General features: G+C 44.6%; 22 protein-coding genes and 1 pseudogene. 14 read left to right on the top strand and 9 right to left on the bottom strand.

The features are described 5' to 3' along the window. Nucleotides 1-77 precede the first annotated feature (77 nt). The 4 genes from MOF34_RS05615 to hag all read left to right on the top strand — a co-directional run bounded on the left by MOF34_RS05615 (nucleotide 78) and on the right by hag (nucleotide 6,565). Nucleotides 78-308, top strand: coding sequence for a DUF2198 family protein (locus tag MOF34_RS05615; protein WP_019715860.1), 231 nt, complete (start codon nucleotides 78-80; stop codon nucleotides 306-308). A 184-nt stretch (nucleotides 309-492) separates the two neighbouring features. Continuing rightward, entirely contained in the window at nucleotides 493-2,478 is a 1,986-nt protein-coding gene (gene uvrB, locus MOF34_RS05610) for an excinuclease ABC subunit UvrB (RefSeq protein WP_019715859.1), read from the top strand. Nucleotides 2,479-2,485: 7 nt separating this feature from the next. Then, on the top strand, nucleotides 2,486-5,359 hold the full coding sequence (gene uvrA / locus MOF34_RS05605) for an excinuclease ABC subunit UvrA (RefSeq protein WP_268399035.1): 2,874 nt from the start codon (nucleotides 2,486-2,488) through the stop codon (nucleotides 5,357-5,359). Nucleotides 5,360-5,695: 336 nt separating this feature from the next. Continuing rightward, entirely contained in the window at nucleotides 5,696-6,565 is an 870-nt protein-coding gene (gene hag / locus MOF34_RS05600) for a flagellin Hag (RefSeq protein ID WP_268399034.1), read from the top strand. Between the two features lie 200 nt (nucleotides 6,566-6,765). Here the strand turns inward: hag and MOF34_RS05595 are convergent, their stop codons facing one another. Further along, nucleotides 6,766-6,999, bottom strand: a complete 234-nt coding sequence (locus tag MOF34_RS05595) for a hypothetical protein (protein WP_019715856.1) — start codon at nucleotides 6,997-6,999, stop codon at nucleotides 6,766-6,768. Between the two features lie 218 nt (nucleotides 7,000-7,217). Between MOF34_RS05595 and MOF34_RS05590 the strand changes: the two genes are divergently transcribed. Genes MOF34_RS05590 through MOF34_RS05575 form a run of 4 tightly spaced genes read left to right on the top strand, consistent with a single transcriptional unit; the run spans nucleotide 7,218 to nucleotide 9,229 of the window. Beyond that, entirely contained in the window at nucleotides 7,218-7,544 is a 327-nt protein-coding gene (locus MOF34_RS05590) for a hypothetical protein (protein WP_268399032.1), read from the top strand. A gap of 24 nt (nucleotides 7,545-7,568) precedes the next feature. After that, nucleotides 7,569-8,666: a DUF4097 family beta strand repeat-containing protein gene (locus MOF34_RS05585; protein ID WP_268399029.1), complete on the top strand. Its 1,098-nt coding sequence runs from the start codon at nucleotides 7,569-7,571 to the stop codon at nucleotides 8,664-8,666. 4 nt (nucleotides 8,667-8,670) lie between these two features. Then, the gene (locus tag MOF34_RS05580; protein ID WP_003219770.1) at nucleotides 8,671-8,868 is read left to right on the top strand and encodes a PspC domain-containing protein; all 198 of its coding nucleotides are present in this window, start codon (nucleotides 8,671-8,673) and stop codon (nucleotides 8,866-8,868) included. 1 nt (nucleotide 8,869) lies between these two features. Next, nucleotides 8,870-9,229, top strand: coding sequence for a phage holin family protein (locus MOF34_RS05575; protein WP_019715853.1), 360 nt, complete (start codon nucleotides 8,870-8,872; stop codon nucleotides 9,227-9,229). A 29-nt stretch (nucleotides 9,230-9,258) separates the two neighbouring features. On the opposite strand, the gene MOF34_RS05570 is transcribed toward MOF34_RS05575, so the two are convergent. From MOF34_RS05570 to MOF34_RS05560, 3 genes and pseudogenes are all read right to left on the bottom strand, one after another. Further along, nucleotides 9,259-10,470: an MFS transporter gene (locus tag MOF34_RS05570; RefSeq protein ID WP_268399026.1), complete on the bottom strand. Its 1,212-nt coding sequence runs from the start codon at nucleotides 10,468-10,470 to the stop codon at nucleotides 9,259-9,261. A gap of 20 nt (nucleotides 10,471-10,490) precedes the next feature. After that, nucleotides 10,491-11,000 (bottom strand): MarR family transcriptional regulator, encoded by a 510-nt coding sequence (locus MOF34_RS05565; RefSeq protein ID WP_268399023.1) that lies wholly within the window; start codon nucleotides 10,998-11,000, stop codon nucleotides 10,491-10,493. A gap of 330 nt (nucleotides 11,001-11,330) precedes the next feature. Beyond that, a pseudogene (locus tag MOF34_RS05560) lies at nucleotides 11,331-11,526 on the bottom strand (MarR family transcriptional regulator); the annotation flags it as partial. A 164-nt stretch (nucleotides 11,527-11,690) separates the two neighbouring features. Here MOF34_RS05560 and MOF34_RS05555 point away from each other — a divergent pair. Beyond that, the gene (locus tag MOF34_RS05555) at nucleotides 11,691-15,560 is read left to right on the top strand and encodes a metallophosphoesterase (protein WP_268399022.1); all 3,870 of its coding nucleotides are present in this window, start codon (nucleotides 11,691-11,693) and stop codon (nucleotides 15,558-15,560) included. Between the two features lie 18 nt (nucleotides 15,561-15,578). Here MOF34_RS05555 and MOF34_RS05550 read toward each other — a convergent pair whose 3' ends face one another. From MOF34_RS05550 to nagA, 3 genes are read right to left on the bottom strand one after another with little or no spacing between them, the layout of a single operon-like run. Further along, nucleotides 15,579-16,310 carry a GntR family transcriptional regulator gene (locus MOF34_RS05550; RefSeq protein ID WP_268399019.1) on the bottom strand — a complete coding sequence of 244 codons (732 nt, stop codon included), beginning with the start codon at nucleotides 16,308-16,310 and terminating at the stop codon, nucleotides 15,579-15,581. A gap of 17 nt (nucleotides 16,311-16,327) precedes the next feature. Then, complete coding sequence (nagB, locus tag MOF34_RS05545) at nucleotides 16,328-17,056, bottom strand: glucosamine-6-phosphate deaminase (protein WP_268399017.1); 729 nt, start codon at nucleotides 17,054-17,056, stop codon at nucleotides 16,328-16,330. Then, on the bottom strand, nucleotides 17,053-18,240 hold the full coding sequence (gene nagA, locus MOF34_RS05540; RefSeq protein WP_268399014.1) for an N-acetylglucosamine-6-phosphate deacetylase: 1,188 nt from the start codon (nucleotides 18,238-18,240) through the stop codon (nucleotides 17,053-17,055). The genes nagB and nagA overlap by 4 nt, the downstream gene beginning before the upstream one ends. Before the next feature lie 181 nt (nucleotides 18,241-18,421). On the opposite strand from nagA, the gene hprK reads away from it, so the two are divergent. Genes hprK through hprF form a run of 5 tightly spaced genes read left to right on the top strand, consistent with a single transcriptional unit; the run spans nucleotide 18,422 to nucleotide 22,308 of the window. After that, nucleotides 18,422-19,354, top strand: coding sequence for an HPr(Ser) kinase/phosphatase (gene hprK / locus MOF34_RS05535; protein WP_014115306.1), 933 nt, complete (start codon nucleotides 18,422-18,424; stop codon nucleotides 19,352-19,354). A gap of 13 nt (nucleotides 19,355-19,367) precedes the next feature. Then, nucleotides 19,368-20,177, top strand: a complete 810-nt coding sequence (gene lgt, locus MOF34_RS05530; RefSeq protein WP_268399012.1) for a prolipoprotein diacylglyceryl transferase — start codon at nucleotides 19,368-19,370, stop codon at nucleotides 20,175-20,177. 23 nt (nucleotides 20,178-20,200) lie between these two features. Further along, entirely contained in the window at nucleotides 20,201-21,139 is a 939-nt protein-coding gene (locus tag MOF34_RS05525) for a nucleoside recognition domain-containing protein (protein ID WP_268399010.1), read from the top strand. Beyond that, a complete protein-coding gene (gene ppaX / locus MOF34_RS05520; protein WP_268399007.1) occupies nucleotides 21,136-21,786 on the top strand; it encodes a pyrophosphatase PpaX in 651 nt (216 codons plus the stop codon). Before MOF34_RS05525 ends, ppaX begins: the two co-directional genes overlap by 4 nt. A 3-nt stretch (nucleotides 21,787-21,789) precedes the next feature. Then, the gene (gene hprF, locus MOF34_RS05515; protein ID WP_019715843.1) at nucleotides 21,790-22,308 is read left to right on the top strand and encodes a heptaprenylglyceryl phosphate O-acetyltransferase; all 519 of its coding nucleotides are present in this window, start codon (nucleotides 21,790-21,792) and stop codon (nucleotides 22,306-22,308) included. A 22-nt stretch (nucleotides 22,309-22,330) separates the two neighbouring features. Here the strand turns inward: hprF and pelC are convergent, their stop codons facing one another. Both pelC and MOF34_RS05505 read right to left on the bottom strand, forming a co-directional pair. Next, a complete protein-coding gene (pelC, locus tag MOF34_RS05510; RefSeq protein WP_019715842.1) occupies nucleotides 22,331-22,996 on the bottom strand; it encodes a pectate/pectin lyase PelC in 666 nt (221 codons plus the stop codon). A 253-nt stretch (nucleotides 22,997-23,249) separates the two neighbouring features. Continuing rightward, a complete protein-coding gene (locus MOF34_RS05505; protein WP_268399003.1) occupies nucleotides 23,250-23,999 on the bottom strand; it encodes a C39 family peptidase in 750 nt (249 codons plus the stop codon). Nucleotides 24,000-24,125 lie beyond the last annotated feature (126 nt).

The following is a 24,125-nucleotide window of genomic DNA, read 5'->3' as shown; positions in this document are numbered from 1 at the left end:
AACGATTGCACGATTGTCCGATTCTTCATTTTTTACTATAATCAGATCAGATGAAGAATCCCTGAGGAGGGTTTTTGTTGATTACAAAAGCCGTTTTTGCAATGTTTTTCCCTTTTATGCTTGTTGTTCTTTTTACAAGAGTCACCTTTAATCATTATGTAGCGATTGCTCTAACTGCTGCATTGCTGTTTGCTTCTTATTTAAAAGGCTATACAGAAACGTATTTTATTGTAGGATTGGATGTTGTGTCTCTTGTGGCTGGCGGACTGTATATGGCCAAAAAAGCTGCTGAGAAAAAAGAAGAATAAATCGGACATAATGAATATAAAGACTGAATTCCTGCTTTTACGTTTTAAAAGCAGGTTTTTTATACACGAAAACAGCTGGAAATAAAAAACCACCGAACTTTAGTTCGTGTTTTTAGTGATTTTGCATTCCATTGTGTTACTATATCTATAGGAAGATTTCGTTAAAGAAACGGAGGCTTATTTTGTGAAAGATCGCTTTGAGTTAGTCTCGAAATATCAGCCCCAGGGAGATCAGCCGAAAGCCATTGAAAAACTTGTAAAAGGAATTCAGGAGGGCAAGAAGCACCAGACTCTGCTGGGAGCGACAGGAACGGGTAAAACATTTACGGTGTCCAATTTGATTAAAGAAGTCAATAAGCCGACGCTCGTAATTGCCCATAACAAAACCCTCGCCGGACAGCTTTACAGTGAGTTCAAGGAATTTTTCCCGAACAACGCTGTCGAGTATTTTGTCAGCTACTACGATTATTATCAGCCGGAGGCGTATGTGCCTCAAACGGATACGTTTATAGAGAAAGACGCAAGTATTAATGATGAAATAGATAAATTAAGACACTCCGCAACATCGTCTCTGTTTGAGCGGAGAGATGTCATTATTATTGCGAGTGTGTCTTGTATATATGGCCTCGGTTCGCCTGAAGAATACCGGGAAATGGTCGTGTCACTGCGACCTGAAATGGAAATTGAGCGCAACGAGCTGCTCAGAAAACTAGTAGACATCCAATATGCCCGCAACGATATCGACTTTCAGCGCGGTACATTTCGTGTGCGCGGAGATGTAGTGGAAATCTTCCCGGCATCCCGTGATGAACACTGTATCAGAGTTGAGTTTTTCGGTGATGAAATCGAACGGATTCGGGAAGTGGACGCCCTGACAGGAGAAATCCTCGGCGACCGTGATCATGTCGCGATTTTCCCTGCATCCCACTTCGTAACGCGGGCAGAGAAAATGGAGAAAGCGATTCAAAATATCGAGGAAGAGCTTGAGGAGCAGCTGAAGGTCATGCATGAAAACGGCAAGCTGCTTGAAGCGCAGCGTTTAGAACAGCGGACTAGATATGATCTTGAAATGATGCGGGAAATGGGTTTCTGCTCCGGCATTGAAAACTACTCAAGACATTTGACACTTCGGCCTCCGGGTTCAACACCGTATACGCTTCTTGATTATTTCCCTGACGATTTTATGATCGTGGTAGATGAGTCGCATGTGACGATTCCTCAGGTGCGCGGCATGTTTAATGGAGATCAGGCGCGGAAACAGGTGCTGGTGGATCACGGTTTCCGGCTTCCGTCAGCGCTTGATAACCGTCCGCTCCGTTTTGAAGAGTTTGAAAAGCATATGCACAATATCGTGTATGTATCAGCAACACCAGGCCAGTATGAGATTGAGCATACGGATGAAATGATCGAGCAGATCATCCGTCCGACAGGCCTTCTTGACCCGCTTATTGACGTGCGCCCGATCGAAGGCCAGATTGACGATTTGATCGGTGAAATTCAAGCAAGAATCGAGCGGGATGAACGGGTCCTCGTGACAACCTTGACGAAGAAAATGTCAGAGGATCTGACCGATTATTTAAAAGAAATCGGCATTAAAGTAAACTATCTGCATTCAGAGATTAAGACGCTTGAACGGATTGAAATCATCCGCGATCTGCGCCTTGGCAAGCATGATGTACTTGTCGGCATCAACCTGCTGAGGGAAGGGCTCGACATTCCCGAAGTATCTCTCGTTGCGATTTTGGATGCGGATAAGGAAGGCTTCCTACGGTCTGAGCGTTCTCTGATTCAGACCATCGGACGGGCAGCAAGGAACTCTGAAGGACGCGTCATTATGTACGCAGATAAAATGACGAAATCTATGGAAATTGCGATTAATGAGACAAAACGCCGCCGCGAGCAGCAGGAGCGGTTTAACGAAGAGCACGGCATTACGCCGAAAACGATCAATAAAGAAATTCGCGATGTCATTCGTGCCACAGTAGCAGCTGAAGATAAAGCGGAATACAAAACAAAAGCCGCGCCGAAGCTGTCGAAAATGACGAAGAAAGAACGCCAGAAAGTCGTTGAACAGATGGAACACGAAATGAAGGAAGCCGCCAAGGCGCTTGACTTTGAAAGAGCCGCGGAGCTTCGCGATTTACTTTTAGAGCTAAAAGCGGAAGGATGATGAACAAATGGCTATGGATCGGATAGAGGTGAAGGGAGCCAGGGCACATAACCTGAAAAATATCGATGTAACAATTCCAAGAGATCAGCTTGTCGTTATTACGGGTTTGTCCGGATCAGGCAAATCCTCCCTTGCCTTTGACACCATATATGCAGAAGGGCAGAGACGGTATGTCGAGTCGCTGTCTGCATATGCCCGCCAGTTTTTAGGGCAAATGGATAAGCCGGATGTCGATGCGATTGAGGGGCTTTCTCCTGCCATCAGCATCGATCAGAAAACAACGAGCCGCAATCCGAGGTCAACTGTCGGTACGGTTACTGAGATTTATGATTACCTGCGTCTTTTGTATGCGAGAGTAGGGAAGCCTCATTGTCCAGAGCACGGGATTGAGATTACATCGCAGACCATCGAACAAATGGTGGACAGAATTCTGGAATACCCGGAACGGACGAAGCTTCAGGTTCTGGCCCCGATTGTCTCAGGCCGAAAAGGCGCTCATGTCAAAGTGCTCGAACAGATCAGAAAACAAGGTTATGTCAGAGTCAGAATTGACGGCGAAATGGCTGAGCTTTCTGATGATATTGAATTAGAAAAGAATAAAAAACATTCGATTGAGGTTGTCATTGACCGAATTGTGGTGAAAGAAGGCGTAGCGGCCCGTCTGTCAGATTCATTGGAAACGGCGCTCCGTTTAGGTGAAGGACGGGTTATGATTGATGTCATCGGTGAGGAAGAGCTGATGTTTAGTGAGCATCATGCCTGCCCGCACTGCGGATTTTCAATCGGCGAGCTTGAGCCGCGGCTGTTTTCGTTCAACAGCCCGTTCGGAGCGTGTCCAACGTGTGACGGTCTCGGAATGAAGCTTGAAGTGGATGCCGATCTCGTCATCCCCAACCAAGAATTATCATTGAAAGAGAATGCAGTCGCCCCTTGGACACCGATCAGCTCACAATATTATCCTCAGCTACTTAATGCGGTCTGCACCCACTACGGAATTGATATGGAAGTGCCGGTAAAAGATCTGCCGAAGCATCAGCTGGATAAAGTGCTGTACGGCAGTGGAGACGACCTGATTTATTTCCGTTATGAAAATGATTTTGGGCAAATACGTGAAGGTGAAATTCAATTTGAAGGCGTATTGCGGAACATTGAAAGACGCTATAAGGAGACAAGCTCTGATTTCATCCGTGAGCAAATGGAGCAGTATATGTCTCAGAAGGCTTGTCCGACATGCAAAGGCTATCGATTAAAGAAAGAGGCGCTTGCCGTATTAATTGACGGCCGCCACATCGGCAAAATTACCGAGCTGTCTGTAGCTGACGCACTTGCTTTCTTCAAAAGCCTTACCCTTTCTGAGAAGGATATGCAGATTGCCAATTTGATCTTGCGTGAAATTGTGGAGCGTTTAAGCTTTCTGGACAAAGTCGGCCTTGATTACCTGACATTGAGCAGGGCAGCGGGAACATTGTCTGGGGGAGAGGCGCAGCGCATCAGACTGGCAACGCAAATCGGCTCGCGCTTATCCGGTGTCCTTTATATTTTAGATGAACCGTCTATCGGCCTGCATCAGCGTGATAACGACCGCTTAATCAGCGCACTGAAAAATATGAGAGACCTCGGGAACACGCTGATTGTTGTCGAACACGACGAGGATACGATGATGGCAGCCGATTATTTAATAGATATTGGACCAGGGGCCGGCATTCACGGCGGACAGGTGACGTCTGCGGGTACGCCGGAAGAAGTGATGGAAGATCCAAACTCATTAACGGGCAACTATTTATCAGGGAAAAAGTTCATCCCATTGCCTCCTGAAAGAAGAAAGCCGGACGGCCGATACATTGAAATTAAAGGCGCTTCAGAAAACAATCTGAAAAACGCGAATGCCAAGTTCCCGCTTGGAACGTTCACAGCGGTTACAGGAGTTTCAGGCTCTGGAAAGAGTACCCTCGTCAATGAAATTTTGCATAAGGCGCTGGCGCAAAAGCTTCATAAAGCGAAAGCGAAGCCCGGCAGCCATAAAGAGATTAAAGGCTTGGACCACCTAGACAAAGTCATTGATATTGATCAGGCGCCAATCGGAAGAACGCCGAGATCCAATCCAGCGACATACACCGGTGTGTTTGATGACATTCGTGACGTATTCGCGCAGACCAATGAAGCGAAGGTCCGAGGCTATAAAAAAGGCCGTTTCAGCTTTAACGTGAAGGGCGGGCGATGTGAAGCCTGTCGTGGAGACGGGATTATTAAAATTGAAATGCACTTCCTTCCTGATGTATATGTTCCGTGCGAGGTGTGTCACGGCAAACGTTACAACCGTGAAACGCTTGAAGTGACGTACAAAGGAAAAAATATCTCTGATGTGCTTGATATGACGGTTGAAGATGCTCTTTCTTTCTTTGAAAATATCCCGAAAATCAAGCGTAAGCTCCAAACCCTTTTTGACGTTGGCTTAGGTTATATTACGCTTGGCCAGCCGGCGACAACCTTGTCGGGCGGAGAAGCACAGCGTGTGAAGCTTGCATCAGAGCTGCACAAACGCTCAACTGGACGTACGCTCTACATTTTAGACGAACCAACGACAGGTTTGCACGTCGACGACATCGCCAGACTCCTTGTCGTGCTTCAGCGTTTGGTTGACAATGGAGATACAGTACTCGTCATTGAGCACAATCTTGATATCATTAAGACGGCGGATTACATTGTGGATCTGGGTCCAGAAGGCGGAGCCGGAGGCGGAACCATTGTCGCGTCAGGAACGCCTGAGGAAATTACTGAAGTGGAAGAATCGTATACAGGCCGTTATTTGAAGCCTGTTATGGAGCGTGACAAAAAACGAATGACATCGCTCTTGGAAGCGAAAGAAACGGCAACATCTTAATAATAAAGTTTTTCAGTCGAAGCTTGTCAGCGAGTCCGTGGTTGGGCTTAGCAGGCAAGCTTTCTTTATAGGTTAACGAGAAAAAAATAAATTTGCGATCATTTAGAAGCATTTTTTCATATGGGGCAATTTCTTTGGGGAAACGCCTAAATGTTTACAAAGTACTGCCGATATATGGGATGAAGGGTGCACAATGTATTCCATATTAAGCAAAAAAAACCTTTATATTAAGAATCTACATAACAGCTAGAAGCTTTACTGGAATTACGGTGCGCCAGAAATCGAAGAAAAGGAAGACTTTGATTTCAAACATATACACATGGAGGTATTTTACACATGAGAATTAACCACAATATCGCAGCACTTAACACACTGAACCGTTTGTCTTCAAACAACAATGCAGGCTCAAAAAACATGGAGAAGCTTTCTTCAGGTCTTCGTATTAACCGTGCGGGAGATGACGCAGCGGGTCTTGCGATCTCTGAAAAAATGAGAGGACAAATCAGAGGTCTTGAAATGGCTTCTAAAAACTCTCAAGATGGAATCTCTCTTATCCAAACAGCTGAGGGTGCATTAACTGAAACTCATGCCATCCTTCAACGTATGCGTGAACTTACTGTTCAAGCAGGAAACACAGGTACACAAGATGCTACTGACCTTCAAGCCATCCAAGACGAAATGGACTCTTTAATTGAAGAGATCGGTGGGCAAGACGGAAGTAAAGGTATTGCGGACCGTACGCAATTTAACGGTAAAAACCTGTTAGACGGTTCTTTTTCAGAAGCAAGCGGTAAAAAACTTACATTCCAAATTGGAGCGAATGGCGGACAGCAGTTAAGTGTAAACATTGAGAGCATGAAAGCTGAAGACTTAGGTTCAGACGCTATTAAAATCAAAGATATTAAAGTAACAGATTTCACAACTAATTCATTTGACGATCAACTTGCAGCTATCGATGCAGCAACGAATCAAGTATCTGCTCAACGTGCTAAACTTGGTGCGGTACAAAACCGCCTAGAGCACACAATCAATAACTTAAGCGCTTCTGGTGAAAACCTTACAGCAGCTGAGTCTCGCATCCGTGACGTTGACATGGCGAAAGAGATGAGCGAGTTCACAAAGAACAACATTCTTTCTCAAGCTTCTCAAGCGATGCTAGCACAAGCGAACCAACAGCCACAAAACGTACTTCAATTGTTACGTTAATTTCTGAATGGCTATCTTTCTTTCTGGTAGTCACAGCTTGCCGACAGAGTCCATTAGTTGGATATGCCGGCAGGCTTTTTTTGTTACAATCATTATGTGACAGCGGAAAATCATTTGTTTCTTTAAAATGAAAAAGGCAGGATATTGTCATCTAACCTTTAGCTTAGTTTCAGTTATAATGAATGCAACTTTTTCCGCAGTTACAAAGTCTTCTTGTACAGCTGCTTGCTTACGCTCATTAAATCTTGAACGATATGCGTGTTGCTGCTGTCGAGCAGTACTTTTATATATTGAATATCGTGAGAGATTGGAAAAGGTCCGTGGTGGATTTGTTCAAGCTCAGCGATCATTTCACGGTTCATTCTTTTTTGTTCACGAATCAGCTTTAAAACCGACTCTTGTGTTACTGTATAGTCACTGGGATCTTTCTCCATTGCTTGTCCAGCCTCCTTGATTGCCGTAAGCTTTTTACATATTGTAATCGGTACAGTCGGAAGATTCTACTTCTAAAACTTTTTAAAATCCAATTTCCGTAAATCGAAGCATGTCTAAAGAATGAATTTGAAACCCTGAAGAGGTTTTAAACGTATGAATAAGTAAAACGTCCCTGATCTTTTGTCATGGACAATTCACAATAGGAGTGTGGAATGAATTGAACCGTAATCAAGTTATTATTGCATCACTTTGTTATTTTAGTGTGTTCATTGCGCCAATCATTGTGCCGATTGTCGCTTATTTTGTTGTAGATGAGAAAGAAACAAAACGCCATGCGATACGTTCTCTTATTTCTCACATTGTTCCTTTTGCCGGCTGGCTGGTCCTTTTTATTGCTATTCTGGGTGGAGCCATTGCCATTGATGGAGACAGCCTGCTGCCTGTATTTGTGATCATTGGGGGAGCGGTTATTTATTTCTTAGTTGTTATTGGCATAATGATTTGGAATGTGATTCAGGGCATTAAGGTGCTTCGTGCAGCATAAGTAGACAATGGGGAGGAGATCGTAATGAAACAAGAAAAGGAACGTATCCTTAAGCTTGTTGAGGAAGGAAAGCTTACAGCACAAGAGGCGTTGACACTGATTGAAAAGCTTGACAGCGACTACAAGGAAAAAGAAGATAAAATCTCAGCGCTCTCAGTTCATGTACATGACGAGGAAGAGCCGTTTACAGCAGAAAAAAAAGAAAGCAGCAAGCCGTCTTTAGGAGCCAAGCTGTTTGACTGGATTGATTCGGCTGTGAAAAAGGTCAAGGAAGTTGACCTTGATTTGAACTTTGGCCATGCGTATGATGTTCAGCACATTTTTCAATTTAAAGATACTGACTTCTCCAGTGTTGAAATTCAAATTGCCAACGGCAGCGTGAATATCGTCCCTTGGGAAGACGAGGATATCAGAGCGGAATACCAGGCGAAGGTATATCGCGCTGACAGCCAGGATGCGGCAAGACATGCATTTCTTCAGCATATTGAATGTGAAATCAAAGGAAATAAGTTTTTTATCCGGACTGAGAAGAAAACAATGAAAACCAATGTGACTTTATATATTCCTCAAAAGGAGTATGATAAGATTCGGGTGAAGCTGTTTAATGGTCCGGTCAGAGGGGAACATTTACATGTAAAAGAGTTCTCTGCGAAAACGACAAACGGCGTGCTGTCGTTCTCGCATTTAACAGCCGAAAAAGCCACAGCTGAAACGGCCAACGGGCAAATTAAGCTTGCCAGCCACAGTTGCGGCACGCTAGAGGCGGAAACCATTAACGGATTGATCGATCTCCGTGGAAGAAGCGAATCCATTGACGTTCAAAGCTTTAACGGAAATATAGCGATTCACGTAACAGAATCGGACTGCCGCTCCATTTATACCAAAACAACGACTGGAAATGTGGAGCTTGCAATTCCGGACGATCTTGCAGTGAAGGCAGAGCTAAAAAGCAATCTTGGTTCACTGTCCCATGAATTAATGGATGTTGAGATGCTGAAAGAAAAAAATGATACCATTCAAAAAGAAATGTTGTTCACTTCAAATCAGGTACATGATCAAAGCATCACCGTCTTCTCAGAATCATTAACAGGCGCCATCAAACTAAAGTACTCACAGAGGTGATCAAATGAATAGGCTTTATCGTTCAGAGAAAAACAAGAAAATGGCCGGTGTTATCGGAGGTCTCGCGGAATATTTCAATTGGGATGCATCACTCCTTAGAGTTATCACTGTCATCTTAGCTGTTATGACAAGTGTTTTCCCTGTTTTGCTCATTTATATTATTTGGATTTTTATCGTCCCGTCAGAAAGGGATATGAAATGACATGGTAAAATGGGCAGTCAGCATTTTGGTAAATGCATTGTTATTAATCGTCATTGATGGATACATTGACTCCATCCATGTCAGCAGCATCGGGGCAGCGATTATCGCCAGCCTCATTTTATCGATCTTAAACGTGCTGATTAAACCGCTTTTGATTATTTTTACACTGCCGGTCACGATGGTGACGTTTGGCCTCTTCTTGTTTGTGATTAACGCCATCACCCTGATGATGACCGCGTCCATTATGGGTGACAGTTTTCAAATTGACGGATTCGGCACAGCGATATGGGCATCTGTTGTCCTGTCAGTGTTCCATTTGCTGATTCAAAAAGGCATTTTAGAGCCGCTGCGAAGGAAATAAAAAAAGCTGCCGTACAGAAGGCAGCTTTTTTACATGTGGTGTTTTTTTTGTTTCATGCGCTTCTGTGGCGGATACATTTGCGTCAGAAGGCAAGAGCTCAATGCGGCAAATACAAGGCCTAAGAGACCAAAGGACATCGCAGACGGCATCAGTGTGAGCAGATAGGCGGATATCATCGGGCCTGCCGCCATGCCTGTATATCTGATAAAGTTAAAAACTCCGATTGCGCTCCCTCTATTGTGTTCAAATTCATTGGTGATCATTGTGGAGTACAAGGGAGGGATGGCCCCCATCGAGATGCCAAACAGTGCCAGTGTGAGAGCCATGAGAATGAGAGAAACGGAATGTGTAATGGCGAACAACATGATACTGATTGCCGCAAACACATTGCTGCCGATAAACAAGGTGTTCAGCGAGACGTTTGCTTGTATTTTTTTAAATAGAAACGTACCGGCAATCGTGCTTAGCGCCAGTGGCAAATATAACAATCCTGCTATGCTCACATCAATATGATAGTGCTCCGTCAGCAATATCGGAAGGTAGACGATCACCGCAAAATAAATGAAAAAGAGGACAAAGCTTAAGGTCAAAATGACGTTTCCTGTTCGATTTGTAAATATTGATTTGTAATGAGCGAACACATAGCCTTTGGCTTGGTGCTTAGATCCAGCGGGAGAGTCCTTAGGAAAGATGATACTGTTTGTCACCAGCATAACGACAGAGATGGCTGTAAGCATCCAAAAGATCCCTTCGTATCCGGCTGCTCCGCCTACGAATCCCCCGAGAACGGGGGCGATAGCCGGCGCGGCGGACAGAAGCATTTGATACGTTCCCATTGCACTCCCGCGGTCACTGCCTGTAAACAGCTGTCCGATCGTTGTGGCAGCTATAAGAGGCAGTGCTGCAGATCCGGCAGCCTGTATCATTCTGAATACTAGAAACAAAGTAAAGTCAGTGGTCACCGCACAGCCGATGCTGGCAGCTGCCGTTGCCATAATTCCGGCAATCAAGACAAAACGCGCGCCTTTAAAATCGATGATGGTCCCTAATATAATTTGCATAATCGCTGTCACAATCATAAAAACTGAGACTGACAGGTTTACCATTGCTGTGGAAACATGGAACGATTCTTTAATAATCGGTATAATAGGTGAATAAATGTTTTGGCTTAAAGACGCAAAAAATGCGCTGAAGCAAACAATATATAAGATCAATACTGCCTTTGACTTCGTTTGAGCCATTGTGTACACCGCCTTTTTGTTTACTTTACAGGTTTGTCCGGAGTCTCGTTGGTTTGTTCTGCTTCAAGTGAAGACGTCAGCTTCTCTAAAAATTTCAATACAGCATGTTGCTCATCTTGTGAGAATGAGTCGAGGAATTGGTAAAAAGCCAGCTCCTTTTTTTTATGCAGTTTCTCATGCAAGTCAAAAATCCGTCTGCCTTTACGGGTTAATTTGAAATACACTTCTTTTTTGTTATCTGTCAGCTGATAGCTGTTAATGAATTCTTCCTTGATCAGTTTTGTGCTGATTTTCGTTACATTCGCCTTCGATAAGGTCATTTTTCTGGCAATTCCCGCATTGTTAATGGGTTCATGCTGGCCGATACAGTCAATGACATGAATGCTTGTCATGTTTTTAGGAACATCCATCACATCCTTTTCTGCGGCTTCCTTAAAAAACTGCTGAAGTGAAGTGTTCGCTTTTTGTTCATTAAGGTGCAGCAGTCTCACGTATATGTCGTATATCATCTGCTTTGTCAAATCAGACATAGGCTACCTTCTTTCTTAGGAAAAATAGTTTACTTGTGAACAATTTCATTTTATCTTTTCTTGTTTTCGTTGTCAATTACTGGTGTTTAAGCTTTGTTTTGTATTGTGTCATGCTGAATATGGTGGAAAGTGTGTAATATTTACATTTATTTTCAAAAAAATGGTGCGGGTTATAATAATTAATGTTTACTAGTAAACATTAATTATATTGTGCATTTTAAAAAATGAAAATAGAAGTTTGACTCTTAACATAATTCGCTTAGAAACTTTAAGTGCTGCCTGCCATTCGCCTTGTTCAGTTGTGCCAGTTGTTCCAACTCATTTTAGAGGCACATTTTGGCTGGTATGTATACCGGAAACAAAGTGAAGCTGGGTCAATGCCCATTCTTTTCTAAGGTGTTAGAGATGCTCTGAGGACATGTCGCGGGACGGTATCTGCCTGCACCTTTTGCATGAAATGTTTATCCCTTTTTAATGCGAATTGTTGTATAGCTTGAATTAATTCATCATGAATGCTGGTATCCATCAATTTGCCTCTCTGATTTAGTTGTTAACTGGTTAACTACCCTTGTTTTACTGGGTAATAGTGGAAGTTCAAGAGGCAGACGCTTTTTTTGTCCTTTATGCACAAAAATCAACTCATAAGCTCCACTATTCAGACACAAAATACATGAAAAGGGAGGTGTTTTGATGAGGAAATACACTGTTATCGCTTCTATATTCTTGTCTTTTCTTTCCGTTTTGTCTGGCGGCCATCATGAACCGAAAGCTATTCCTGTTATAAAACAGGAACCATTCCAAACGCCTCATTACATACCCTTGCTTGAAAATCCTCCTCAAATCGATGTGAAAGCTGAAATGAAAAACAATCTGATGATTGAGGCTCAAGTGCGTGACAATGAGTATCAAGCATTTTCTGCCTTTTTGTTCTATAAACAAAGTAATGAGCTGGGCTACAAAATGGTGCCGATGGATCCGACACCCGGAGCGGTCCGCAAGTTTTTCGCACAAATTCCGAAACGATTGATTTGGAACAGCGAGCTTGAGTATTACATTGTGGTTTCCAATGGGAAACAGCGGGTCGAGTCAGAGATGAAGAAACTAAAGCTCGAAGGATATCAGGCTGATCTTGCCCATATTCCGGAGCTTCTGATCACAGAGCTAGCGGTTGATACAAAGAACATTGGACGTGCAGACGGTTATGAATTTATTGAGATGTATAATACGACTGACAGAACGATTGATTTTAAAGATTATCACATCCGTTACCGCTACCCGAAAGAAGGGCCTGACTCCGATCTGATTTGGAGACCAGAAAAAAAGATCACGATTCCATCCGGTGAAACGTGTGTGGTTTGGCTGAAGCCTGCCGGACATCCAGAGTTGACGACGGAGGATTTCAATCGGTATTATCAGACACAATTAACGGAAGGGAAAAATCTTGCGGTGATTGAAGAGACAGAGGGCATGGCCAATACCAGACCGCGGGCAGTCGTGATATCGACGAATACAGGAAAAGATATTTCGGTTGCGCATTATCGCAAACATGCGCTGCGCCAGCTGTCGTCTGTGCTTTACAAGTATCCGCTGGACGGTACCGCAGAACTTCTCAATATTTCAATCGGAGAAAAGAATCCGTCCCCCGGAACCGTATTACAGGCGCAGGTGCCTAAGCAGAAACGAAAAATCAAGCTTGATAAAGAAAAACCAGTCATTGAGGATTTGACTGACCGCAAGCCTGTCCGTCCTGCTGAAAGCATTGAGCTGTGTGCTGACATACGAGATCACAGTCTTGTGAAAACGGCGGCTTTCTACTATCGGACAGATGAAAATAAACCGTTTAAGCGCATTCTCGCTGAAAAAGACCGCAACGACAATCTCTATCATTATATTGTGTATTCGCCTGAACTGATCGGGAAGGATCAGCTTGAGTATTACGTGACTGCAGGAGACGGGATCAATGAAGCAAGAACCCCGGTCAAAATGATTGATATTAAACAAACAAGCAAGTCGCACGGTTTGCGGATGAATATTGAAAACAGAGACACGCTGTCGGGAACTCAGTTTCTAAAAGCGACAACAGACGGGCGCATTGGCAGCATGAAGCTGTGGATTGACGGAAAAAAACAAGTGACAGAGCCCGCTATGGAAAAAGAAGTGTATTTTGCGTTCGATACGAGAAAAACAAATCTTTACTTTAAAAATGCGGTAACGATGGAAGGCAAAGTGTTAAAGGTGTTCGATGATACGACAAATAAATACCGCACCTATTCCGTTCCATTGCCGGAGACGCTGCTTCGTAAAGGGAAGCAGCTGCAGCATATTACGATACGGTCAGGCTCAAAGGTATCGCCGTTTGATACGGCTGAAAACCGTGATGATTTCTTAGTCAAAAACGCCCGCTTGGTATTATCAGATGGTACGGTAATCAGGGATCAGAGGGTTTCTCCTGAGAAGGAACTCTTTATTGGAGATAATCAGCGATCGAATAAAAGCTGGCAATTTCAATTCAATCTGCCTGACGGACTGTTTACGTCACAGCTGCTGGTATGGGATACATCAAAAATTTCTGAAGGCGTTCACCATATTCAGGCAAGCGACGGCAAGGAAAATGTAAGCTTGGTTGTGCGGGTGGATAATTCAGGGCCTCACATTGAGCCGAATATCACTGAGGGACAAACGTACAAAGGAAACCTCATCCTGCAGGCGGATATGTATGATAAATGGAGCAAAATTGAGGAAGCGGAGGCCTCTTTAGATGGTGAAAGCATTACACTCCCATACCATACGTCATCTTCTGAACTTTCGCCGGGAAAACATTCGCTAAAAGTGACAGCAACGGATCTAGCGGGCAATAAAACAGTTGTTGAGCGGACGTTTAAAACAGAACGAGAGCATCCAGATCAGCCGGAGGTCATAGACAGCGAAGCCGGCACGCATAGCGCTAAGCTCTCTGTGCGGGTGAAGGATCCGACGAATGATGCCATGGATGTCGCTTTTTATAGAGGGTTTCAATATACAGCGCGAAACAATGTGAAAATATTTAAGCATGCGTCACTGACTGAACCGCCGAAAAGCTTGGTGCCGGAAAGTGAGACCCCGTTTACGAATAGCGAATTAGAAAGGGTATCTGCTGCTGACGGAAAAACAGTTTCAACAGAAAAGAAGGAGCTTTTCCCTTACCATCGCTTTGAAGTGACGGTTGATCCGTCAATTGATGAGAATGACTTGGCGGAAGCAGTCTGGAAGGGAAGTTCTTTGCCGGGGAGAAAGGTGACAATGTATGTTTGGAATTATCGGACAAACGAGTGGCAGCCGGTTGACAGCTTTGTTGCAAAGAGTGACAAACCGTTTGCGCTGAAGGGGTCTGTGATCGCCTCCGATTTTTTGCGGAAGTCGAAGATGAATGTGATCGTACAGGATGAAATTCCTCCTGCGAAGGATATGTACACATTTATCTGGATGTCCGATACACAATATTACGCCAAAAGCTATCCGCATATTTTTGATAGACAAACTGAATGGATAAAGGATCGTCAAAAACAACTCAATATCAAATATGTGTTTCACACGGGTGATATTGTAGATGATTCTGCTGATATCAGACAGTGGAAAAACGCGAACCGGTCAATGTCCGTTTTGGATAAAAGAGGGATTCCTTACGGGGTGCTGGCCGGTAACCACGATGTCGGGCATAAGGACGGATCCTACAGGGCGTTTGGCAAATACTTTGGCAGTGATCGTTTTGATAAAAAATTGCATTTTGGCGGTTCCTATAAAAATAACCGCGGACATTACGACCTGATTTCAAGCAATGGCAATGATTATATCATGCTGTACATGGGGTGGGGCATTACCAATGAAGACATCGCGTGGATGAATCAGGTACTGAAGAAGCACCCTGACCGGATGGCTGTTTTAGCTTTTCATGAGTATTTGCTGGTTAGTGGAAACAGAAGCCCGATTGGAGAGAAAATATTTAAAAAAATCGTGAAGCCGAATCCAAATGTCGTGATGGTGTTAAGCGGACATTATCATAGTGCGATGAGAAAAACTGATGAGCTTGATGATGATGGTGATGGAAAACCGGATCGCCTCGTGCATCAAATGCTGGCCGATTATCAGGGGGGGCCAGAAGGCGGGCAAGGGTATTTGCGTTTGCTGCAATTTGACCAGGCGAATGATATGGTGCATGTGTCGACGTACTCTCCACATTTACAAGATAAAAACTATTATGATACTGATACCTATGGCAACAAGGATGAGTTTACCCTTTCGCTTGATTTGAAGCCGAGGATCAAAAAGGTGGAAACCGATTATTTTGAGTGTAATGTATATACCAATGAAGAGCTTGGAAAACGGGAGCAAGTGAAGAGCGGGGATACTGCTGAATTCCGCTGGGATCATCTTGAGCCGCATTCGGTTTATTATTGGTATATCTTTGTAGAAGACAGTTTTAACGGCAAAACGAAATCACCGATCTGGAAGTTCAAGACGAGAAAAGAAACATATCGTCCTGCGCCAGACCAGTTAGATTTTCGCCATGTCTCCAATCCTTAAAAAAGGTTGGAGATTTTTTTATGAAAGCCGATCCATATAATGGACAAATGTATAACGATCGCCTCTGTATACAGATTTGGCGTGTTCAAAAGCAGTTCCGTTCTGTAAATATGTTGTTCGTTTGATTAATAGGACAGGCGCCTCCTTTTGAATGCCGAGAATACTTGCTTCTTCAGATGTCGCAACGCTTGGTTCAAGCTCCTGTTTTGCACTGGAAATCGGTATGCTGTTATACCTTTCAATATGCTCGTAAATCGAAGACTGAAAATGCGATTCGTTTAATTCACCTGCAAGCTCAAACGGAATGTGCGATGATTCGATCGCCATCGGAATATCATTTGCCAGTCTCACCCGAGTGATTTTATGGATTGGGGAGGGGTGCCCGCAACCTAATATAGCGGCAAGCTCCTCCGTTGAATCAATAAGCTGGTAATCAATGAGCCTGCTGCCCGGTGTCATCCCGCGGCTTTTCATATCCTCGGTAAAGCTTGTCAGCCCTTGGAGTGCTTGTTCCATTCTTGGCTTGCTGACAAAGGTGCCCCTCCCTTTTAAGCGATAGAGAAAGCCTTCATTGACTAAATTAGAAAGAGCCTGGCGAACCGTCATCCGGCTAATCCCAAATTGTTCGGCATATTCACGCTCAGAGGGAAGAGGCATATCCGGCAGCAGCTCTCCGCTCTTCATTTGAGCTTTTAATTGTTCCATAATCTGATAATAAATCGGAATAGGTGATTGTTTATCGATCTTCATAAGTCAGCATGTTCCTTTCAAGGTCTTAATGTCGCTGCTTCACGATCAATCAAAACCGTTACATCGGAATGCAGGTGCAAAGCAGATGCAGGGAAATCTTCACTTATGTCTCCTTCTAACAGCTTTTTCACAGCTTCTGCCTTGCTTCTTCCGGAGATAAGCAGCAGAATGCGCTTGCTTGAGAGAATCGACTGGATTCCCATTGTGAGCGCTTGTTTAGGCACACTGTCTATTGAAGGAAAATATCTGGCATTCGCCTGCCGGGTTTGTTCATTTAAGGTCACAACGTGTGTTCGCGACTTGAAAGGCGTTCCCGGTTCGTTAAAGCCGATATGTCCATTTCGGCCGATGCCAAGAAGCTGAATGTCAGTGCCGCCGAGGGATTCGATTACTTGTTCATACCGTCTGCATTCGGCGTCCAGGTTGTCTGCATTACCATTCGGGATAAAATGCCGGCTTGGCTGGCTATCGATATGCTGAAAAAAACGATGATTCATATAGAAGTGATAGCTGTTCGGGTCATTGCTTGAAAGTCCGGCGTATTCATCCAAATTAACCGTGGTGACGTTTTGAAATGAGAGATTCTCAGTTTGGTGCAGGCGGATCAGCTCGCGATACGTGCCTTCCGGTGTGCCGCCTGTCGCTAAACCGAGAACGGCGTCAGGTTTTTCCTTGATTGTGTCTGCCACTATTCTGGCTGCTTGTTTGCTTAGCTCTTCATATGTTCGACATTCCATTACTTTCATATCTGGTCAGCCTCCTTGGATATAAATGCAATGTTTCCGCGGCAAATGGTGAGAATCACCTCGCAATCACTGCTGACAATGACAAGGTCCGCATCTTTTCCTTCTGTCACACTGCCTTTTCGGTCAAAGATGCCCAGCTGTTTGGCCGCGTTTGCAGAAGTTATATTAGCTATATCCGTCCAAGAACAGTTTGTAAACTCACGCATATGCCGTGCACCTTCGTTCATTTTGAGGATCGAACCGGCAAGTGTTCCGTCTGAAAGAAGAGCTGTTTCTCCTCTTACCGTCACACTTTGGCCGCCGAACTCATATACGCCGTCTTTCAGGCCTTTTGCCCTCATGGAATCGGTAATTAAAATGAGTCTGCTGCTGCCTTTTGCCAGAAAAGCTAGCTTTGCCGCTAAAGGGTGGGAGTGGATGCCGTCGGCGATAAGCTCTGTCACAAACCCATCATGGGCCAGCGCTGTTCCGATTACCCCGGGCTCTCGGTGATGAAACGGGCTCATCGCGTTGTAAAGATGGGTCATATGGCTCGCGCCTGCTTTCGCGGCCTCCGATAGTAATGCGGAGTCAGCATCTGAATGCCCCATCGACGCAATAATCGATTCGTCTTTCAAATAGCGGATCAGTTCAAAATGCCTGTCCTCTTCCGGCGCGAGAGTGACAATTTTGATCAGTCCGCCCGCCTCCTTCTGCCACTTTTTGAAAAGCGCAACATCCGAAGGCCTGATCCATTCCTTTGGCTGCGCCCCGGCTCTTTTAGGTGAAACAAAGGGGCCCTCTAAATGGATGCCGAGCAGTTCCGCGCCTAAAGAGGATTCCTCAGCTGCTTTCCAATCTCTTGTATTCACCAAAGCTTGAGAAATGTGCCCATGTTCCTGAGTAATCGTTGTTGCTAAAAAGCTCGTCGTGCCTTCTTCGGGCAGCCTTGACGACATGGTGTCAAGGGCTGAAAAGCTTGAATCCATTGTATCTGCGCCATAGCCGCCGTGAATATGAATGTCAATCATCCCGGGAAGCAAAACGGAATCTGCCGGTGCTTGAATCTCTTTTGAATAAGGCTCTTTAGGCCGTTCTGTTGAGACTGTGCTGATTTTTCCTTCGTTGATTCCGACATAACCATTTTGGATTACTTCATTTTCTGTCACGACCGCGATGCCTTTAATAAGAAGACTTTCTGCCATACATGATCCGCCTTTCTGGAATATGAATACATTTATTTTACTCCTTTTCAGACTAGTGATCTAGACCAGCTAAGGCATTTTCCAGTCTTTTATAAAATCTGTTTTAGGTTCAAGCGCGAAAGTGATAAAATGAAATTATTGTGAGCAAGCTCGGGGAAGCCCGGAACAGGAGGAACATATCGTGGCAAAGGTTCGCACAAAAGACGTAATGGAACAGTTCAATTTGGAATTAATCAGCGGAGAAGAAGGAGTTAACCGCCCGATTACAATGAGTGACTTATCTAGGCCAGGCATTGAAATTGCCGGTTATTTTACATATTACCCGAGAGAGCGCGTGCAGCTTCTCGGAAAAACAGAGCTTTCTTTCTTTGAACAGCTGCCGGAAGAGGATAAAAAGCAGCGAATGGATTCTCTGTGCACGGATGTAACACCAGCTATTATTCTTTCTAGAGATATGCCTATCCCGCAGGAGCTGATTGACGCTTCTGAGAAAAACGGCGTGCCTGTCCTCAGATCGCCGCTGAAAACGACAAGGCTGTCAAGCCGGCTGACCAACTTCCTTGAGAGCAGGCTTGCGCCAACCACAGCCATTCACGGTGTGCTTGTGGATATATACGGCGTCGGCGTACTGATCACAGGAAAGAGCGGCGTCGGAAAAAGTGAAACTGCGCTGGAGCTTGTGAAAAGGGGGCACCGTCTTGTTGCCGATGATTGCGTTGAAATTCGGCAGGAGGATCAGGATACCCTTGTCGGAAACGCTCCTGAATTAATTGAGCATCTCCTTGAAATCAGAGGGCTTGGCATTATCAACGTAATGACACTGTTTGGTGCCGGCGCGGTCAGAAGCAATAAACGAATTACGATTGTCATGAATCTTGAACTTTGGGAGCAGGGCAAGCAATACGACCGTCTCGGGCTTGAGGAAGAAACCATGAAAATCATTGATACAGAAATTACAAAACTGACGATTCCTGTCCGTCCGGGCCGAAATCTCGCAGTCATTATCGAAGTGGCAGCAATGAACTTCAGATTGAAGCGGATGGGGCTGAACGCCGCTGAGCAATTTACCAATAAGCTGGCGGATGTCATTGAGGACAGTGAACAAGACGAATAGGAGTTGGCGTTAAATGAATGAAGCGATAGAACCACTCAATCCGATAGCGTTTCAGCTAGGGCCGTTGGCTGTCCATTGGTACGGAATCATTATCGGTCTCGGCGCTTTGCTTGGGCTTTGGATTGCGATGAGGGAAAGTGAGAAACGGGGGCTGCAGAAAGATACGTTTATCGATCTTGTCTTGTTTGCCATTCCGATTGCGATTATTTGCGCACGAATTTATTACGTTGCATTTGAATGGGATTATTATGCGGCACATCCCGGAGAAATCATTAAGATTTGGAAGGGCGGCATTGCCATTCACGGCGGATTGATCGGCGCCATTTTAACAGGCTATGTATTTTCAAAAGTGAAAAACCTTTCGTTCTGGAAGCTTGCGGATATTGCCGCGCCAAGCATTTTACTCGGCCAGGCGATCGGCCGCTGGGGAAACTTCATGAATCAGGAAGCGCACGGTGAAGCAGTCAGAAGAGCCTTTTTAGAAAGCCTGCACCTGCCTGAATTTATCATCAATCAAATGTACATTGATGGACAATATTATCACCCTACCTTTTTATATGAATCACTATGGAGCTTAGTCGGCGTCATCATTTTGCTATTTTTGCGTAAAGCAAATTTGCGTAGAGGCGAGATGTTCTTGATCTATATCATTTGGTATTCAATTGGACGATACTTTATTGAAGGAATGCGGACTGACAGCCTTATGCTGACAGATGCTCTTCGCATCGCTCAGGTGATTTCAATCGTATTGATTGTTTTGGCTGTGGCTGCCATCATCTTCAGACGCGTTAAGGGATACTCGAAGGAGCGATACGCGGAGTAGACGTCAACAAAGGGGGATGAGGGATGAAGAAGATCTTTCTGGCCGGTCTTTCGGCGGGTCTTCAAACAACATGGACACTCGGTAAAGTCATTTTCCCGGTAACACTATTGGTCACTTTGCTTCAGCATACGCCTGTCATGGATTGGCTGATACGTCTCATCACACCGGTTATGGGCTTTTTCGGGCTTTCAGGTGAGGCAGCTATTCCGCTTGTATTGGGAAATATGCTGAATCTGTATGCCGGAATTGCCGGAATTTTGACATTGGATTTATCTGTGAAGGAAGTCTTTATTTTAGCTGTCATGCTTTCATTCTGTCATAACTTGATTGTCGAATCGACAGTTGCCGCGAAGGTCGGCATCAGAATTGGCGTTATTTTGGCGGTGCGTATCGGTTTGGCTGCTGTGTCAGCGATTGTCATCAACCTCATCTGGCACGGCGGACAGGAAACGGCACAGTACGGTTTTATCACCGCGAAGAGTGCGGCGCCTGACGGCTGGCTGGCAATGTTGGCCGAAGCTTTAACGAAAGCTGGACTTGGTGTTTTGCAGCTGGCGGCAATAGTGATCCCGCTAATGATCATCATTCAGTATTTAAGAGATTTAGGCTGGCTGCATCGGTTTTCGAGATGGCTGTCCCCGTTTACGCAGCTGCTCGGCATGAATAAGAATACATCCATGACGATGGTGGCGGGACTGACGATCGGTCTGGCCTATGGAGCGGGTGTCATGATCAAAGCTGTCGAGGATGACGGCGTGAGCAGACGGGATATGACATTGGCATTTATTTTTCTCGTTGCCTGCCACGCGGTCGTAGAAGATACACTTGTCTTTATTCCGCTCGGTATACCGGTCTGGCCTCTTCTTCTCATACGTGTCACCACCGCAGTGCTGCTGACAATGGCTATTGCGCATACATGGAAAAAATGGAAACCCTCAGCGGTTGGAAAGGAAGCAATATGAGTGACAAACAAATAACGACGATTCTGTTTGATTTAGACGGAACTCTTATTAATACGAATGAATTAATTATCGCGTCCTTTTTGCATACACTGGAGCATTATTATCCGAGCAAGTATAAACGAGAAGACGTTCTAGCGTTTATCGGGCCGTCCCTTTTTGACACATTCTCCTCCATGGACGCTGATAAATGCGATGATATGATCGCCATGTACAGAGCGTACAATCATGACATGCATGACACACTTGTGACTGAATATGAAACGGTGTATGAAACCCTGGATGCATTAAAAAAGGCCGGCTTTAAATTAGGGATTGTGACAACGAAATTAAGAGATACTGTCAATATGGGCCTCAAGCTGACTGGAATCGGCGAATTCTTTGAAACGGTCGTTACCCTTGATGATGTGACGATGGCAAAGCCTGATCCCGAGCCTGTGCTATTAGCGCTGAAACAGCTAGGAAGCGAGCCGGCGGAAGCCATTATGGTCGGAGATAATTACCATGATGTGCTGGCAGGGAAAAACGCCGGAACAAAAACGGCCGGAGTCGCATGGACGATTAAAGGGTCGGAAACACTGGCGAAGCATGAGCCAGATTATATGCTAGAGAAAATGAGTGATCTACTACAAATCGTTGGAGTGAAGTAATCTGTGAGAAAAACAGATCGTCATCCGGTCTCGGGGGCTAACTCACTATGGCATGTCTATCAAACGGTGCCTTTTTCAAAGGTTGTCAAAAATTTCATTGTCATTCAAATGGCGAGATATACACCGTTTATAGGGATGAAAAACTGGCTGTACCGTACATTTCTGCGGATGAAGGTTGGAAAGCAGACTTCCTTTGCCCTCATGGTGATGCCGGATATTATGTTTCCGGAAAAGATCTCAGTCGGAACAAATACAATCATCGGGTACAATACGACCATTTTGGCCCATGAGTATTTGATTCACGAATACCGGATCGGCAAAGTCCTGATCGGAGACGAAGTGATGATCGGTGCCAACACGACCATTCTGCCCGGTGTGGAAATAGGGGATGGTGCAGTTGTGTCCGCCGGAACACTTGTCCATAAAGATGTGCCTGCCGGGGCTTTTGTCGGCGGAAATCCGATGAGGATCATCTATACGAAGGAAGAAATGCAAGAAAGATTGAAAAAGCCCGCTGAATAAATATCAGCGGGCTTTTTTATTGTTAAAATTGAGTATTATTGTTTTCGTAAATATGCTGAACGCCAACCCATTTTTGGCCGACATTTGAGTAGCGTGTATTTGTCATTCGAACCGTGCTTGTTTTGCTGTCTGTCCGGAATATCGCTTCTTTCATATTCGTGATGGTGCACTTGTCAATGATCACATCGACGTGGAAGGTTGAACCGCCAAGCTGTCTAATGAACTTTCCGCCATTGTCCGCCGTGAAGTTTTTCACTGTGAATGTGCTGGCTTTATTGATTTGGAAAATTTTATCTGACGCTTTTTGGGCTGAGCCGCCGTCAATGGTCACTTTTCCTTCCTTCTTCACCGTTAACGCATCCTCGCCAACATCTTCCCACTTCACATTCTGAATGTTAACGTTACCATAAGTGTGCACGCCATCAGCAGCAGGTGTGCCGAGCACCACATTTTTTAGTGTTGCTCCATCCTCCACACGGAAAACAGGTTTCTGGTTCTCGGACTGGCTTCCGTCACCTAGTTCTTGCCCTGCTACAAACCGCTGTCCCTTCCCGTCATATGTTGTGTTTTTTGGTACGATAATTGTTTCGTGCACCACATTGTCAGCTGCAAAAGCAGTTGATGACTGAAACTGGCTGAAACCCATAACCAAACTGAACATAAATAGGATAGACACGATTTTTTTCAATGATAAATCCCCCCCGGATCGCTTTAATTTTTGCAAGAGAAGCTTCAGCGTCCTGCACCGGCTTCTCTCACATAGATCGGGGCAAGGCTGAATCTGCTTCAATCATAAAAACAGACAGCCTGAAAGTAAAGATAATTTTGGATGATAACTGGAAAATGAATCGATATTACCGATTGAAACAAAAAGCGTGAATATTGTCGTATTTGCTCAGGATAGAGCATACGTATTGTCAAAACGAACGGTTGTCAGCTGTTTATTTTTGAATCACAACGGCCTGGCTGCCCATCTGTTCCCACGCTTTTTCAAAGCTGGTTCTGTCGGTTTTTCTGTTTTTATATCCATACGGATCATTGAGATAGACATAGGTTTCATCATATCCCGTAACGGCGACGCTGTGTTCACTGTACGTAATATTAATGGTTCCGTTTGGTGTTTTCCAGGTCTGCATGTTGTCAACTGGCGTAAAGTTGGAGGTTGTAATGACCCAAACAGGATTGCCTTTTTCAAGCTGTTCATAAACAGCAGAAATGCTTTTTCCAGTCAGATCAGACACTTTGTCTCCGGCATAGGTTTTCGCCAGCTGATAGATTGGTCCATGGTAGACACCGAGACCCGGTCCATTCTCCATATCTCCGACAAATCCGTCATTCGGATCACCTTTTAATCCGCTGCTGTAAGTCAAAGGCACTGTGGCTATCTGGTTAGCCAGTGTGTTTTTTGTCACGTTGTATCCCGCGAAATTCAGCACCATCGCAAGGCTTGTTACTTCACAGCCGTTATAGAGCCGAGGCGCGTCCATCTGATTGTAAAGGACGACATCAAGTGGTTCTGCGTTTCCTTTCAGCTCCTTTTTGCTGTTCGCAGCTGTTTCTGATTCGTTCTCAGCCTCTTTTTTATCTTGATTGAAAAAAGGAATATCTATATCTTTTGCATATATTTTAAGCCCGAAAAAAATGACGCCTGAAAGAATGATCAGTACACATAGAGTTCGCAGTGTTTTCATCTTTATCTCCTTGTTCTCTATTTGATTTGTATTATAGCATGCCAAACATAAAGAATTTGAGATATTAAGTACCTTTAATCATTTATTCATGATTTTTTCATAATTTGGAGGAGGACATCCGAACTA

Source organism: Bacillus sp. T17B1 (assembly GCF_026796395.1).
Lineage (GTDB): Bacteria > Bacillota > Bacilli > Bacillales > Bacillaceae > Bacillus > Bacillus spizizenii_A.
The sequence above is the reverse complement of the archived record's forward strand: the minus strand, read 5'-3'. Positions and strand labels throughout refer to the sequence as shown.